16 protein-coding genes are annotated in these 14729 nt (G+C 44.6%); all 16 read right to left on the bottom strand.

The annotated features are described in order from the left end of the window. Positions 1-4 precede the first annotated feature (4 nt). The 16 genes from EDC24_RS05385 to paaB all read right to left on the bottom strand — a co-directional run bounded on the left by EDC24_RS05385 (position 5) and on the right by paaB (position 14727). The gene (locus EDC24_RS05385; protein WP_124220476.1) at positions 5-1423 is read right to left on the bottom strand and encodes a dihydrolipoyl dehydrogenase family protein; all 1419 of its coding nucleotides are present in this window, start codon (positions 1421-1423) and stop codon (positions 5-7) included. Beyond that, complete coding sequence (locus EDC24_RS05380) at positions 1424-2602, bottom strand: dihydrolipoamide acetyltransferase family protein (protein WP_124220474.1); 1179 nt, start codon at positions 2600-2602, stop codon at positions 1424-1426. Positions 2603-2614: 12 nt separating this feature from the next. Then, positions 2615-3634, bottom strand: coding sequence for an alpha-ketoacid dehydrogenase subunit beta (locus tag EDC24_RS05375; protein ID WP_124221477.1), 1020 nt, complete (start codon positions 3632-3634; stop codon positions 2615-2617). Positions 3635-3637: 3 nt separating this feature from the next. Further along, positions 3638-4687, bottom strand: coding sequence for a pyruvate dehydrogenase (acetyl-transferring) E1 component subunit alpha (gene pdhA / locus EDC24_RS05370; protein ID WP_124220472.1), 1050 nt, complete (start codon positions 4685-4687; stop codon positions 3638-3640). 12 nt (positions 4688-4699) lie between these two features. Continuing rightward, positions 4700-5845 carry a Leu/Phe/Val dehydrogenase gene (locus EDC24_RS05365; protein WP_124220470.1) on the bottom strand — a complete coding sequence of 382 codons (1146 nt, stop codon included), beginning with the start codon at positions 5843-5845 and terminating at the stop codon, positions 4700-4702. A 36-nt stretch (positions 5846-5881) separates the two neighbouring features. Continuing rightward, positions 5882-6280: a thioesterase family protein gene (locus tag EDC24_RS05360; RefSeq protein WP_124220468.1), complete on the bottom strand. Its 399-nt coding sequence runs from the start codon at positions 6278-6280 to the stop codon at positions 5882-5884. Positions 6281-6396: 116 nt separating this feature from the next. Continuing rightward, positions 6397-7359 carry an NAD(P)H-dependent flavin oxidoreductase gene (locus EDC24_RS05355; protein WP_124220466.1) on the bottom strand — a complete coding sequence of 321 codons (963 nt, stop codon included), beginning with the start codon at positions 7357-7359 and terminating at the stop codon, positions 6397-6399. A 76-nt stretch (positions 7360-7435) separates the two neighbouring features. After that, positions 7436-8641 (bottom strand): acetyl-CoA C-acyltransferase, encoded by a 1206-nt coding sequence (locus EDC24_RS05350; RefSeq protein WP_124220464.1) that lies wholly within the window; start codon positions 8639-8641, stop codon positions 7436-7438. Next, positions 8638-9513 carry a 3-hydroxyacyl-CoA dehydrogenase gene (locus EDC24_RS05345; protein WP_124220462.1) on the bottom strand — a complete coding sequence of 292 codons (876 nt, stop codon included), beginning with the start codon at positions 9511-9513 and terminating at the stop codon, positions 8638-8640. Before EDC24_RS05345 ends, EDC24_RS05350 begins: the two co-directional genes overlap by 4 nt. 14 nt (positions 9514-9527) lie before the next feature. Further along, positions 9528-11045, bottom strand: a complete 1518-nt coding sequence (locus EDC24_RS05340; protein WP_124220460.1) for an aldehyde dehydrogenase family protein — start codon at positions 11043-11045, stop codon at positions 9528-9530. Positions 11046-11075: 30 nt separating this feature from the next. Continuing rightward, positions 11076-11858 carry an enoyl-CoA hydratase/isomerase family protein gene (locus tag EDC24_RS05335; protein WP_124220458.1) on the bottom strand — a complete coding sequence of 261 codons (783 nt, stop codon included), beginning with the start codon at positions 11856-11858 and terminating at the stop codon, positions 11076-11078. A gap of 3 nt (positions 11859-11861) precedes the next feature. Continuing rightward, positions 11862-12635, bottom strand: a complete 774-nt coding sequence (locus EDC24_RS05330) for an enoyl-CoA hydratase/isomerase family protein (protein WP_124220456.1) — start codon at positions 12633-12635, stop codon at positions 11862-11864. Then, positions 12616-12933: an EthD family reductase gene (locus tag EDC24_RS05325; RefSeq protein ID WP_124220454.1), complete on the bottom strand. Its 318-nt coding sequence runs from the start codon at positions 12931-12933 to the stop codon at positions 12616-12618. The genes EDC24_RS05330 and EDC24_RS05325 overlap by 20 nt, the downstream gene beginning before the upstream one ends. Positions 12934-13066: 133 nt before the next feature. Further along, entirely contained in the window at positions 13067-13558 is a 492-nt protein-coding gene (paaD, locus tag EDC24_RS05320) for a 1,2-phenylacetyl-CoA epoxidase subunit PaaD (protein ID WP_124220452.1), read from the bottom strand. 12 nt (positions 13559-13570) lie between these two features. After that, on the bottom strand, positions 13571-14401 hold the full coding sequence (gene paaC / locus EDC24_RS05315; protein WP_124220450.1) for a 1,2-phenylacetyl-CoA epoxidase subunit PaaC: 831 nt from the start codon (positions 14399-14401) through the stop codon (positions 13571-13573). Then, positions 14377-14727, bottom strand: coding sequence for a 1,2-phenylacetyl-CoA epoxidase subunit PaaB (paaB, locus tag EDC24_RS05310; RefSeq protein ID WP_124220448.1), 351 nt, complete (start codon positions 14725-14727; stop codon positions 14377-14379). Before paaB ends, paaC begins: the two co-directional genes overlap by 25 nt. Between the last annotated feature and the right edge of the window lie 2 nt (positions 14728-14729).

Below are 14729 nucleotides of genomic sequence, written 5' to 3'. Positions count from 1 at the left end.
ACGATTACTGAAAACTCCTTTCTTTTACTTTTTGATTTTTAATAGATTGATGAATGGCTTGCCCGGTAAGAGCTTCAATTGATTCTAAGAGTCCTTCGTTGCCACTTGGGTGGGCGTATAATGGAAATCTAGCGTCTTCAACTTTCGCTGCCATCTCAAGAAGTTGAACGAGGTTACTAGATAATTCTATGGCGCCTTCACCAATCATATGAATACCTAGAATTAATTCGGTTTTAGCATCACTAATGACTTTAATGACACCTTCTTTTTGACCAGTCAGAGTAGCGTAACCATTACCACTTAGAGAAAATTCCCCTATTTGTATGGATGCATATTGTTCCTTCGCTTCACTTTCTGTCAGCCCTACAGAAGCAATAGGCGGGTTGGTGTGAATGACTCTAGGTAAGAACATTAAGTCTAGTTCTGGGTTTTGGTCAGCGATTGCTTCAGCCGCTACTTTTGCTTGTTTAATAGCTTTTACAGCAAGTGGTGGCCCTTCCGTCACGTCTCCTACGGCATAAATGTTCGGTTTCGTCGTTTGTAATTGCGCGTTCGTTTTTATGAGATTCTGATCATTTTGCTCAACGCCAATTCGGTTTAAGCCAAGTGATTGGGTGTTAGGATAACGCTCTCCACTTGTGTAGAGGTGTGTAGCTTCAATGATGTCACCGTTTATTTCAACTTGAACACTAGATTCGGTAGCCGTGACTCTGCTTGTTCCTTTTAAGTGTTTAATTTTTTTCTTCTTAAGAATTCGTTTGAGTTCTTTTTGGATCGTTGAGTCAAAGTTGAGATCACCCTCTGTGATGAGTGTCACCTTAGACCCAAAGGATTGATACGTAAACGCCACTTCTAGGGCGAGATCGTCATCACCGTAAACGATTAGATGTTCCGGCACTTCTTCAAGCTCATATAAGTCATGAGATAAAATGATGCGATTACTTTCAGTTGGTAAATCACTCGGATAAGATGCGGCGCTTCCCGTTGCGATGATGGCCTTTTGAAATATGTAAGTATCAAATTGATGTCCATTCTCAACGCCAATACGGTCATCTTGCGTAAAGGTCGCTTTGCCCTCAATGACTTCAATTTGGTTTTGTTGACAGAGGGACTCAACACCCTTTCTAAGCTGTTTCGTAATCGTATTTTTATAGGTTAGTAGTTGATCCAGATTAAGAGGCGGTTCCTCAACGGCCAAGCCGAGCTTATTCATCTGTAGAATCTCAGATTTTTTCTTAGCGGTATAAGTCCAAATTTTTGATGGAATACACCCTTGATTAAGGCAAACGCCCCCGAGGTTTTGTTCCTCGATTAGCGTCACTTTCTGCCCGAACTGAGCCGCTCGGATGGCGGCTGTATAGCCACCTGGTCCGCCTCCGATTACAATTAGATCTCGTTCTTCTGTTATTTCACCTACCACCATCTATATCATCTCCAGCATGAGTTTATTAGGGTTTTCGATGAGTTCAATGAATCGGTTCGTAAAGGCCACAGCCGTCGCTCCGTCTGCGACACGATGGTCAAAGGACATCGATAGATTCATCATATAGCCGATCGTGATCTCGTCCGCATCGTTTATGACAGGGACTTTTTTCGTTTTATGAAAAGCTAAAAGCCCTGTTTCTGGATAATTAATAATCGGCGTCGCCCCTGTGCTGCCAAGTGGTCCGACGTTACTAACCGTAAACGTACTTCCTTGGGCATCTTTTAGATCGAGTTCACCGGCCTTTGTCTTTTCGTTCAATTGTTTAACCTCGTGATGTAGCGTTTGTAGCGTCTTTTGATCAGCGTGTTTTAAGACAGGCACGATTAAGCCATTTTCCGTATCGGTAGCAAGGCCTATGTGGTAGTCTTTCTTCAGTAAAATTTTTTCGTTTTCTTCATCTAATTCTGCGTTAAATACCGGGTAGTCTTTTAATGCGTAGGTTAAAGCTTTAATGAAAAAGGCTGGAATCGAGATTGAAATTCCGTCATGTTTTAACGTCTTCCGCAAGTTATATAGCGCAGTCATATTCACTTCATCAAAATGTGTCACGTGAGGGATGGTGTATAAAGATTGCGTCATTTTTTGCGCGATTTGTTTACGAATGCCTCGGAATGGGATCTCATCTGGCTGGCTTGGTGTTAAGGTTGGTTCGTTTTTTGGTTCATTTTGGCCGTTCATATATTCATAGACATCTTCTTCCATGACGCGTCCAGATGGGTCTTTTGCGGGAACTTGTTCTATATCTATGCCGTTGTCGCGTGCTACTTTTCTTGTATGAGGTGTCGCTAAGACGCGGTTTATTTTCGTTTGAAACGTTTGGCTTTCTTTTGTCACGGTTTGAGTAGGTGCTTCAGGCGATGTTTTTGGCGTTGGATTAGCACCCTCACCTTCTATATATAAAAGCGTTGTGCCGACTTTGACCGTCTCGCCAACTGGTATAAGGATTTCCTTTACCGTTCCTTGACCGGGCGATGGAAGTTCGGCTACCATTTTGTCTGTTTGAACTTCGACTAACGGCTGGTCGACCGTAACCGTATCGCCTTCTGAGACAAGGTAATGGACAATTTCACCCTCTGTCATACCTTCACCTATATCGTGCAGTTTAACTTCTAACATCGACTCCCCCCTTTAGAAATGCACTGCTTTTTCAATGCTTGAAAGTACTCGTTTGGCCGTTGGTAAGTAATGGTCTTCTAAGGCGAAAAAAGGTACCGGTACGTCAAACCCTGTGACACGCTCAATTGGCGCTCTTAGGTATAAAAAGGATGTATCATTAATGACCGACAGGATATCCTGACTTAGACCACCCGTTTGATGAGCTTCATGTACAATAACGGCACGGCCTGTTTTCTGTACGGATTCGGCTATTAAATTGCGGTCTAACGGATAAAGTGTTTTTAGATCGAGTACGTCGCAGCCTATTCCTTGTGATTCGGCTTGCTCAGCTGCTTGCTTAGCAACTGAAAGCATTGCACCCCAAGTGATGATCGTCACATCGTCTCCTTCTTTGATTTTTTCTCCCTTGCCGATTGGCAGTTGGTACTTCTCAGTTGGAACCTCTTCACGCTGGGCACGATAACTCCGCATCGGTTCCATAAAGATGACTGGGTCAGGGTCTTCGATCGCTGCAATGAGCAACCCCTTCGCATCTTTAGGCGTTGCTGGGCATACGACTTTAACACCTGGCATATGTGTAAAAATTGACTCCATACTGTCTGAGTGAATCTCTGGTGCACGAATGCCAGCGCCGTATGGAGCACGGATGACCATTGGTACTGAATAATGGCCCATCGTTTTCATACGCAAACGTGATGCGTGCGTCATGATTTGATCGTAGGCAGGATAAATAAAGCCCATAAACTGCATTTCACACACGGGCTTAAAGCCGTTCACCGCAAGCCCAATCGATGTTCCGACAATGCCTGATTCCGATAAAGGCGTATCGATAACGCGGTCTTCGCCAAACTGTTCCTGCAACCCTTCTGTCGCACGGAAGACGCCGCCGTTTTTACCGATATCTTCACCGAGCAAAATCGTCGTCTCATCTTGTTCTAGCATCGTTTTTAAGGCATCGTTAATTGCCTGAACCATCGTCAGTGACTGTGTCGTTTTCGTCTGAGTTTTTTGATCCTCCATTTTGATATCCATCATTTAACCCCTCCCTATAAGGTCGAGATAGGATTGTTTCTGTTCATCAAGTTGCTCTGGCAACGTTTCAAAGACGTGATCAAATAAGTCTTCCGGGTTGGCTTTCGGATAATTTTCCATCGCTTCGACTGCCACTTCGACTTCATTTTCAAGCTCAAGCTGCACTTGATTGATCCAAGCTTCATCCCAAAGGTTTTCATTTTTCATCAATCGTTCTAATCGATCGAGTGGGTGAACGACGGACTCCCCTTGAGCTTCAGGACGATATTTCGTCGGATCATCAGCTGTTGTATGAGCGCCTGTGCGCCACGTGACCGCTTCAATTAGTGTTGGGCCTTCTCCTTGTCGCGCACGCTTAACAGCTTTTTGTGTCTCTTCATAAACGGCTAAAACATCATTGCCGTCCACGCGTACGCTTGGAATGTCATACGCCAAACCTTTTTGTGCGATTGTCTTTGAATGCATTTGTTTTTCAACTGGAACTGAAATGGCGTAACGATTATTTTGGTTAAAAAAGACAGTCGGCGTTTGGAACACACTTGCGAAGTTTAACCCTTCATGAAAATCGCCTTCGGATGTTGCGCCATCTCCAAAATAAACAAGCGCCACATGGTCAGTGCCTTTACGCTTCTCTGCCCAGGCTGTTCCAACGGCGTGCGGAATTTGGGTTGCAATTGGGACCGCTGCTGGGAAAATATTTTTACCTTCCGGTGGTACGCAGCCTTCTGCGCGGCCGTTCCAATATAAAAACGTCCTTACCATATCAGCGCCAAACGTTAAAGTCGCTCCGTGATCTCTATATGTCGGAAAAACCCAATCGCCACCATTTAGTGCCATGACGCTTCCTACTTGAGCTGCTTCTTGGCCTTCATAAGGTGGGTAAGTCCCAATTCGTCCTTGCCGTTGTAAGCTAATTGCTTTCCGGTCAAACAGTCTGATGCGCGTCATATGGTAGTACAATTTTTTAACTAACTCAGAATCGATTTGAACATCTGGATCAACGAGTTTTCCTTCGTCATCCATGACTTTAATTATTGGAAATTGTTCTTCCAAAATCGGCACCTCCTAACGGATATTCCACTTCGGTCGAACCGAACGCGTATAAAAACTATTTCGTTTTTCACGGTCGGCCATCACTTTTTCACAGAATTGATTTGCCGCTTCAACCGTTGAGATTTGTTTTAACTCAGCTTGCTTATAAACTTCTAGCATTGTATTATAAATCTCTTTCGTTTTAAGGAGCACGCGCTCTCTATTTGCGCCGTAAAGTTCATCGGATACTTGAATTAATCCGCCTGCATTAATAATGTAATCAGGGGCGTACAATATGCCTTTATCCGCAAGTTTAATGCCGTGTTCCTCATCTAAAAGCTGGTTATTAGCAGACCCTGCAATGGCTTTAAATTGGAACTGCTCAATCGTTGCGTCATTAATAATACCGCCAAGTGCACATGGGACGAATATATCAGCTGGCTGGGAGTAAATGGCGTTTTTATCAACGACCATGACGGAGCCGTTTGTGGTATTGGCTATTTCCTGAATGTCCTGAATGCGCTCATCACTAATATCCGATACGTAAATGTGTGCCCCTTCTTCTAAAAGTCGTTGCGCTACCTTGAACCCAACTTTTCCTAACCCTTGAATTGCATACGTCACATCGGCTAAATGCTCATGGCCATAAAGCATTTGGCTCGTCGCTTTTAAACCGTAGATCACACTTTGGGCCGTCGGAATCGAGGAATCTCCTCCTCCGCCATACGCCTCAGGGATTCCAACAATGCAATTCGTTTCTTTCGTCGCGTGAACGAAGTCTTCCATGTTCGTCCCCATATCGGTCCCGGTGTAAAAGCGTCCACCTAAAGAATCGACAAACTGGCCAAACGCCCGGAATAATTCTGGAGTTTTATCCGTTTTAGGGTCACCGATAATGACGGCCTTCCCGCCACCGAAGTCGACATCTGCGGCGGCACACTTATAACTCATGCCTTTTGACAAACGCAGGACGTCATCCAACGCGTCATCGACTGACTCGTAAGGCTGCATCCGACATCCTCCAATGGCTGGGCCGAGTTTGGTACTATGTATTGCTATAATGGCTTGAAGATTCGTGGAAGGGTCATTGCAGAAGACGACTTGTTCGTGTTCTTGCATTTTTTCTAGTAAAGCAAAACGGTCTTGATTATTTTGAGATGATGCAGTTAAGAAGCTCATACTCATCCTCCTACTGTAGGAATTTAACCAACTAACTTAAGTAGATTCTATTGATGAGATTTTTGACTGAATGATTTTTTTAGGCAAAATCACTTGCTTAACTTCCCCTTTTCCTATTAAACCGCGTTCTGTTCGAGCCTCTACTGTCGTGATTACTTGTTCGTTGTGGTGTTCTGTAAGGGTGGCTGTGAGGGTAACTTGAGTGTGTAAAGGGGCGGCGTTAATATGTTTAATTTGAACGGCGGCTCCCATGCCTTCTTCATGGTCTTCTAAAAAAGGAAGAATGATTTTACGTGATACCCACTCCATGTGGTACACCATTGCGACAGTTGAGTACACAGGATGGACCACATGGCCTTCGAAACTAGCAAACATATCTTCTGTCACATTTATTTGGATCGTCTCCTGACGTCCAATATTCATACCTGGCTTCACGTCATCACTTCCTATAAAAGCGCTTTCATGAATTTGTTTTTATATAACGATATTATAACGCTATTTTATCATTGCGTAATAAAACGGTCAATTTATTATTAGAAAACTCACCATTTTCAAATAATTTTATTGGGTAGTAAATGTCTCGACTGTTCGATTTGGTCTGTTGCCTGTTGAATCATGTGATCGATTAGTTCGTTTACCGTTGGAATGTCCTCGATTAAGCCTGATATTTGACCACTATTTAGAAATCCGTTCTCTAGGTCACCTTCTAAGGCACCTTTGCAATGATGTTCTTCTGATGTCATTTGTCGGTATTGTTCTTCGGTTAAACCAGACTTTTCTAAATCGGTTAGTTTTTCAGCGTAAGGCGTTTGTAAGATGCGTCTAATTTGACCAACTGATCTCCCAACAATCGTCGTTCCTGTTCCGTTTACGGCTAGAATTTTTTCTTTATAGTTTTGGTGAAATGGGGCTTCTTTTGTTGCGATAAAACGTGTTCCCATCTGGACGCCGCTTGCTCCAAGCATCAGTGCGGCAGCTAAGCCTTTTCCGTCACCGATCCCACCTGCGGCAATAACTGGCACACGTACGTTTTCTACAATTTGCGGGATTAACGTAAACGTCGTGAGTTCTAAATTCGAGTTAATCCCTGCCGCTTCGTAACCTTCTGCAACTAAGAGGTCCGCCCCCGCTTCTTCTGCCTTTTTCGCATGTTTGACGGACGCTACTAACGTCATCACTTTGATGCCATGTTCATGTAATCGCGGGATATAGGGAGCTGGATTGCCTGCCGATAGCGAGATAACAGGCACTTGATGCTCGATGACAAGGTCAATTAGCTGGTCGGGATGTGGTGAAACCGCAAGCGCAATGTTGACGGCAAAAGGTTGGTCGGTCATGTTTTTCGTTTGAATGATTTTTTCTTCAACTTCGCTCGGTGTCATTGTCCCGCATCCTATTGTGCCAAGGCCACCTGCATTGGAGACGGCAGAAGTAAGCTCGGCATTGCTGATGTTTCCCATCCCACCTTGAATGATTGGTTTTTTGATTTTGAGTATGTCACACACTGGATTCATGGTCGCGACCTCCTATATAATCCGACAGTAAACTTTAAAAATCCAACAGAAAAACCTTTGAAACCGTCAGTAAATTCTATTCACTAATATTTTCAACGACCGTCGCAATACCTTGACCGACGCCTACACACATCGTCGCAAGGCCATACTTTGTGTTGCGCTTTTTCATTTCATGCACGAGCGTCGTTAAAATTCGGGCGCCGCTTGCCCCGAGTGGGTGACCAAATGCGATAGCACCACCGTTTACGTTAACGTTTGATGGGTCTAATTCGAGTTGGCGCATGCATTCGATTGACTGAGATGCAAATGCTTCATTCAACTCGACTAAACCTATATCTGAAACATTCTGGCCAGAGCGTTTTAAAACTTTTCGCGTCGCATCAATCGGGCCAAGCCCCATAACGGCTGGTTCAACACCTGCTGTCGCTCCTGCTACATATCGGGCTATTGGCTTTAACTGCAGTTCTTTCGCTTTTTCTGCACTCATGATTAACAAGGCTGAAGCACCATCGTTCACGCCAGAGGCATTCCCAGCTGTCACGGTGCCTCCGTCAAAAATCGGTCGTAATTGAGAAAGTTTTTCTAGTGTTGTACTTGGGCGTGGGTGCTCATCGTCCGTGACTGTGATTTCGTTTCCTTTACGGTCTTGATAAGTAACAGGGACGATCTCGTTTGAAAAGCGATTCGTCTCTAGCGCTGTTTTGGCGCGCATTTGACTTTCAAACGCAAATTCGTCTTGTTCTTCACGGGAGATGTTATAGCGTTTAGCGACATTCTCAGCTGTCTCAGGCATGGAATCTGAGCCATACATGGCATCTAGCTTTGGATTCGTAAAACGCCACCCGATGGTCGTATCGTACATTTCCATATTCCCACGCGGAAACTCCTTATTAGGCTTTGCCATAACAAAAGGCGCGCGTGTCATACTTTCGGTTCCGCCAGCGATATAAACATCACCGTCACCTATTGCAATCGCACGAGATGCTTGCATGACGGCATCCATACCAGACCCACACAATCGATTGACGGTCGTACCTGCTACTTCAACCGGCAAACCTGCTAGTAGCGCCGACATCCGGGCCACATTTCGGTTATCTTCCCCAGCCTGATTGGCGTTTCCTAAAATTACTTCCTCAATTGCTCCGGATGGTAAATCCGGATTTCGCTCAAGCAAGGCTTTGATCACAATAGCCCCTAAATCATCTGGGCGCACGTGTTTTAACGCCCCTTTATACCTTCCAATCGGTGTTCTTACGGCATCAACAATGACAACTTCTTTCATTTTTTCACCAACTCACCTTTTGCGGTATAGTCGTAAACCCCTTTGCCCGTTTTTCGACCTAAACGTCCAGCTTTTACATATTGCTCTAACAGAGGTGCTGGGCGGTATTTTTCGCCTAAGGTTTCATGCAAGTATTTTAAATTATTCAGCCTTGCATCAAGTCCGACCAAATCGCCTAATTCAAGCGGCCCCATAGGGTAGTTGAGTCCAAGCTTGATCGCCTTATCGATATCTTCAGCTGAGGCCACGCCTTCTTGTAGCATGTGAAAGGCCTCGTTTCCAACTAATGCACTGATCCGACTTGTGACAAATCCAGGGAATTCATTAACCTCAACGGTTTCCTTGTTCATCGCTTCTGCCGTCTTGCGGATCGTCTCTACTGTGTGGTCACTCGTTTCTAATCCTCGAACGATTTCGACTAAGCGCATTTTATGTACGGGGTTAAAAAAATGCATAACAGCCACTTGGCTTGGTCGTTCGGTAAACGACCCTAATTCTGTTGGGCTAATCGTTGAGGTGTTAGATGCTAAAACGGTGTGTTTGGGCGCGTGTTTGCACGCTGTTTCCAAAACGTTTTGTTTGATCTCACGTTTTTCAGGCACGGCTTCGATTACTAAGTCTGTCCTCTGTACCGTTATTGCCAAGTCTTGTGATAACTGTAGGTTTTGTAAAAGGTTCTCGTAGTCGGATTCAGTTACTTTTCCAAGTTCAATCCCTTTTTGCGCCGTTTTTTTAGCTGAACCTAACGCGTCATTTAATTGTTTTTCCGATACATCAACCAGTGTCGTGTTAAAGCCGGAAAGGGCCGAGACATATGCGATGCCTCGCCCCATAACACCGGCTCCCACGACGGTTACATGTTGAATCGTCATGGGTATCAACCTTTCTATACTCCGAATGGATTTAATGGTTTTGGTCCGTAGTAAGATAAAACGCTTTTATCTTCCATGTAAAGGTCTAACGTTTCAACTGATAATTCACGGCCAAAGCCTGACTCCTTATAGCCTCCAAATGGCGTACCTGGGAATGCTGAGAATGGACTGTTGACCATCACGATCCCTGCTTGGATCTGATGCGCAACACGTGTGGCGCGCCCTTGATTTGTCGTCCAAATCGATGACCCTAAGCCGTATTTCGTATCATTAGCACGCTTAATGACGTCTTTTTCGTCACTAAACTTCTCTACAACCACAACCGGTCCGAATATTTCCTCACGAACTGCCTTCATATCCGGTGTAACATCCGTAATAACCGTCGGCTCATACCAGTAGCCGTTTTCAAAACCTTCCGGATACATTTGTTTACCGCCTGTTAATACAGTCGCGCCATCCGCAATGGCTGACTGAACATAACTATCAATGACATTAAGCTGTTCTTGACTAATAATAGAGCCTAAGTGCGTACCTTTATCAAATGGATCGCCTGATTTTAACTGTTTCGTTTTCTCAACGAATTGTTCCATAAATTCATCGTAAATCGATTCGTGGACAAACATTCGCGAGCGCGCCTCACACGACTGACCAGTGTTGAAGAAAATACCGAATAGCGACCCTGGGACAGCCGCTTCCATATCCGCATCTTCAAAAACGATATTCGGCGACTTTCCGCCAAGCTCAAGTGTGATTCGCTTTAGTGTCTGTGAAGCTTTCTCCATTATGTCTTTCCCTGTAGGCGTTGATCCTGTGAACGCGACTTTATTAATGTCTTCATGCTGAACTAAGTAATCGCCGACGACTGCACCCGAGCCTGGAACTGTGTTAACGACACCTTCTGGAACACCCGCTTCATGACAAATTTCATTGATTAAAATTGCCGTAATTGGCGTTAGACTTGCCGGTTTAATGACCACCGAACAACCTGCTGCAATCGCTGGTGCAATCTTCCATGCCGCCATCATCATCGGGTAGTTCCACGGAATAATTTGTGCACAAACACCTACTGGCTCCTTATGTGTATAGTTAAAAAAGCCGTACGGCATATTGTTTACTACACCACGATGTCCAACAATTGCACCTGCGTAAAACTCAAAGTCTTCGATCGCCTGATTAATTTGCACCGTTGCGGCACCAACAGACTTTCCGCTATTTAAGACTTCCATTTCGACTAATTCTTTAAAACGCGAGCGCATAATCGAGGCAATCTGGTTCATGACTCGCGCACGCTTTCCAACTGGGTACTTGCGCCATTTTCCATGATCAAATGCTTGTCGTGCGGCTTGAACCGCTTTTTCTGTATCCTCCTCATTAGCTTTTGCAACCGTGGCAATCGTCTCGCCTTTTGCAGGGTCAAAGGTTTCGAGCGTATCACCTGATGCACTCTCTACACGCTCTCCATTAATGACCATCGCATAATGCTTTCGCTTCATCTCTCCGACTTCTTGAATGGCTTCTTTTGTCAGTTCCATTTCGAATCACTCCTTCTATTAATCTATTAACTATTTCCCTATAAAATGCGGTTTCCGTTTGTCTTTAAACGACTGAAGCCCTTCTTGATGGTCCTCAGACTGACCAGCAATACGCTGAGCTTGGGCCTCTTTATCCAAAAACTCTTCGTAAGACTCGTGCATACTATCCATCATGTAGCGCTTAACAAGCGAGAATGCTTTCGTTGGTAAATTCGCTAGTTGCTTGGCAAATGCTGACGTTTTCTCACCCCATTCATCTGGCTCAATGAGTTCCGTTACAAGTCCTAACTTATGGGCCTCATCACTTGTTATAGGTTTGTTTAGTGTGACGATTTCCATTGACTTGGCATAGCCAACAATTCGAGGTAGCACATACATCATCCCCGAGTCGGGCACGAGCCCAACTCCCATAAAGGCGCTCATAAACTTAGTGCCTGATTTGACTAACCTAAAATCACAAGCTAATGCTAAACTCAATCCTGCTCCGGCTGCTGTACCATTTACAGCCGCAACCACTGGTAGGTCAATTTCTTTTAACGTTTTTAACATGGGATGATAACGCGAACGCAAAAAGTCCGCGTGATTCGTCTTTTCATCAACGTCTTGCAAATCCTGCCCGGAGCAAAAGGCTTTTCCTTCACCCGTAATGACAATGCAACGAACGTCTTCATTTTTGCTCGATAGCTTCAATGCCTTCGTTATTTCACGGTTCATCTCTTTCGTAAACGCATTATACGCCCACGGGCGATTGAGCTTGATCGTCGCAACACCTTGATTCACATCGTACACAATCGTTTGAAAGTCCTGTCCCATCACTTACTCCCCTTTAAAATGAGGTGGCCGCTTTTCAACGAACGCCTGCATACCTTCTGATTGATCTTGTGAATCGAATAATAAGTAAAAGTTTTTCCTTTCAAGCTTCATGCCTTCTCTTAACGGCACATCGCTTGATACATCAACGGCCTCTTTAATTAATCTGAGTGAGAGCGGCGCTTGTTCTGCTAACTGATGCGCCAATCGCATCGTTTCTTCTTCGACGAGTTCTTTAGACGTGACTCGGTTAATTGCCCCCAGCTCCAGCGCCTCATTAGCACTCATTTGTTCACCTAGCCATATCCACTCCAACGCTTTTCGTTGGCCAATCGCCTTCGATAATAGCTGTGTCCCGCCTGCTCCTGGCATGACACCTAGTTTCACTTCAGGAAACCCAAACTTCGCATCTTCACTGGCGACGATTAAGTCACAGTGAAGCGCCAGTTCAAACCCACCACCTAAAGCAAACCCATTAACGGCTGTGATAATCGGCTTTTTAATCGATGCAATCCGGTCCCAAACTGCAAATGGGTCCGCGAGCTCCATCGACGTCGGCGTATCATTTTTCATTTCTTCAATGTCAGCACCTGCTGCAAATGCTTTGCCATTTCCTTTCATCATTATGACGCGAATGGCTGAGTTTCGTTGGTAGTCCTCCAACTGCGCTACGATTTCATCAATCATTTGCCGGTTTAAGGCGTTTAACACTTCCGGGCGATTGAGCTCAATCACCCCAACAGGTCCGTCTTCATACGTTTTAATGAACTTTTTCGACATGAACTTCCTCACCAATTACAAGCGTGACAATATCACCGGCAAACTGCATAACGTCTTTTCCTGACGCTTTTCCTTCGTCTGTCTTCATCGCTTTTTGTAGTGATTCGTGATCGTCATAATACATCTCACAAAGAAGATAATAGTCCGTATCCCCCATTGGCGAGCCAACAATTTTTGTTACCTTCATGTCGCGCAGTCCTGGGATCTTTTGTGTCAGTGGTGTGTGCGTGTTGAAGTAATGCTCATCGAACTTTTCTTGATCCTCCGGTTGTTTGTAAATTGCAATTAACTTAACCATTTTGAAAAACTCCTTTTTTTAATATTTTTGGGGAGATCTGTTCGGGAGATCACCCTTTGTTTTCGAGAGATTAACATCCGTTTTCGAGAAATAGTGAACGTTGTTCGGGAGATTCGGCCCGTTTTTCGAGAAATTAAGACATGTAATCCACTACTGGCTTCATGGCTTCGAATGGATTTTTGCATGCCTGGCAGTACAAAATGCTTCTACAAGCGGTCGGCCCAAACACATTGTCCATTGAGGTGTAGTTAGATTCGCAGTACGGACAGTTAACCGTCCACTTTTGACCAGGCTGGAAATCTTCTGGTGGTGGCGCAACCCCGTGCTTTTTAAGCTGATGTTTTCCTTCATCTGTAATGGCATCCGTGGACCATTTTTGTTGGAACGAGAATTGAACTTCACAGTCTGTCACCCACTCCAACTCTTCAACGGCTTTTTTTACGTCGCGTTGGATAAAATCCAAAGCAGGGCACCCTGCAAACGTTGGTGTCATTGTGATAAATACGGACCCACCGATGACTTTCACATCATGCACCATCCCTAAGTCAAAAACACTCACAGATGGTAGTTCAGGGTCATCAACGGTTTTTAACACCGCTTGAATCTCATCAAGTTGTTCTTGCATGCAACCACCTCCTTACCAAACAGCACCTTCATCGCTGACGTACACATCCTGAAAAATTTCAATCGCTTGATCTAAATCAGACGTGTGCTCACCTTCCCTTCCGCTGCCGTATTTTTTACCTAAGGTTCGACTAGGTAAAGTTCCTAGCATCAGCTCTATTTCTTCAAGCCATCGATCTCTTAACTCTACCTCACTGATCATAAGTTCAAAGTGAGCCATTTCCGTTGCATAAGGACCTAATTCCAGCACATCGCCAAACTCTTCCCACGCTTCAGCAATCCTCGTTTGCAAACGCGCTCTCGCATCATCAGTGGAGTTATATAACTGTTCAAACCAAAGCTTCCAATGCGCAAGATGATAAGGCTGCTCCATTAACACTTTCCCTGCAACATTCGCGAGTGGCTGATACGAACTCTTTGTAATCGCTTCCAATTTTATTTTTTTAAACGTTTCATAGAAATAATTCCGGACCACCGTCAAAGCCCAGTCATAGTAAGGTTCCTCTGTATAATGGCCTTCTCCGTTTTTCTTCTCTAAATAAATAGCATTTTTACGCTCACTTGGTTTCCGATCATGCGCTAATACATCAACTTTACCTTCTCCGAGCTCTTCTAGCAGCTGATAGAATAGGAGCGCATGCCCCATCGTGTTTTGCGTAATCGAAGAAAAAGCAACATCCTCTTCAATGTGTGGCGCGAGTCCCAGCCATTCGGAGCCACGAAACGACACCAAAAAATCATCGTCTGCCAGTTGATAAAGCAATTCCTTTAACGCTTGTAAATACGTTGGATCTTGTTTGGCTTGTTCAGCTGATGTGATCACTTTTTCTTCACCTCTTTCCACGACATGATCTCTTTTTCATCTAGCATGCCTTGCTCTTTTTCCTTCCACTTTTGCCTTAAATAGCCATAGCCTTTCGTTTTCCGATAATCCTTGTTATCAAGGCGTTTCGTCCAGTTCGTCCGCTCTTCACTCGTCATTCGGCGAATGTTTTCTCGTTTGACCACCCAAACATCTAAGACATCTTCCCGGCGCATAAAGTTTTCCAAGGCCATGGACAGTGCCATCTCTTCATTCGGAGCAAGCAGGCTGAACTGATGTTGGATCGGGGCTTTCACACTTTTTTTACTGAACACTTCATATTCTTGGTAAAAATTCGTCTCCTCCAATG

Origin of the sequence: Aquisalibacillus elongatus, from assembly GCF_003843875.1 — a bacterium.
Taxonomy (GTDB): domain Bacteria; phylum Bacillota; class Bacilli; order Bacillales; family Alkalibacillaceae; genus Aquisalibacillus; species Aquisalibacillus elongatus.
Note: the sequence above shows the minus strand (reverse complement) of the source record. Positions and strands in the feature narration are given on the sequence as shown.

Excerpts from the sequence above, each read along its gene's own strand:
- EDC24_RS05385 (WP_124220476.1), bottom strand. The coding sequence starts at position 1,423 with ATGGTGGTAGGTGAAATAACAGAAGAACGAGATCTAATTGTAATCGGA.
- EDC24_RS05380 (WP_124220474.1), bottom strand. The coding sequence starts at position 2,602 with ATGTTAGAAGTTAAACTGCACGATATAGGTGAAGGTATGACAGAGGGT.
- EDC24_RS05375 (WP_124221477.1), bottom strand. The coding sequence starts at position 3,634 with ATGGATATCAAAATGGAGGATCAAAAAACTCAGACGAAAACGACACAG.
- EDC24_RS05365 (WP_124220470.1), bottom strand. The coding sequence starts at position 5,845 with ATGAGCTTCTTAACTGCATCATCTCAAAATAATCAAGACCGTTTTGCT.
- EDC24_RS05355 (WP_124220466.1), bottom strand. The coding sequence starts at position 7,359 with ATGAATCCAGTGTGTGACATACTCAAAATCAAAAAACCAATCATTCAA.
- EDC24_RS05350 (WP_124220464.1), bottom strand. The coding sequence starts at position 8,641 with ATGAAAGAAGTTGTCATTGTTGATGCCGTAAGAACACCGATTGGAAGG.
- EDC24_RS05345 (WP_124220462.1), bottom strand. The coding sequence starts at position 9,513 with ATGACGATTCAACATGTAACCGTCGTGGGAGCCGGTGTTATGGGGCGA.
- EDC24_RS05340 (WP_124220460.1), bottom strand. The coding sequence starts at position 11,045 with ATGGAACTGACAAAAGAAGCCATTCAAGAAGTCGGAGAGATGAAGCGA.
- EDC24_RS05335 (WP_124220458.1), bottom strand. The coding sequence starts at position 11,858 with ATGGGACAGGACTTTCAAACGATTGTGTACGATGTGAATCAAGGTGTT.
- EDC24_RS05330 (WP_124220456.1), bottom strand. The coding sequence starts at position 12,635 with ATGTCGAAAAAGTTCATTAAAACGTATGAAGACGGACCTGTTGGGGTG.
- EDC24_RS05325 (WP_124220454.1), bottom strand. The coding sequence starts at position 12,933 with ATGGTTAAGTTAATTGCAATTTACAAACAACCGGAGGATCAAGAAAAG.
- paaD (WP_124220452.1), bottom strand. The coding sequence starts at position 13,558 with ATGCAAGAACAACTTGATGAGATTCAAGCGGTGTTAAAAACCGTTGAT.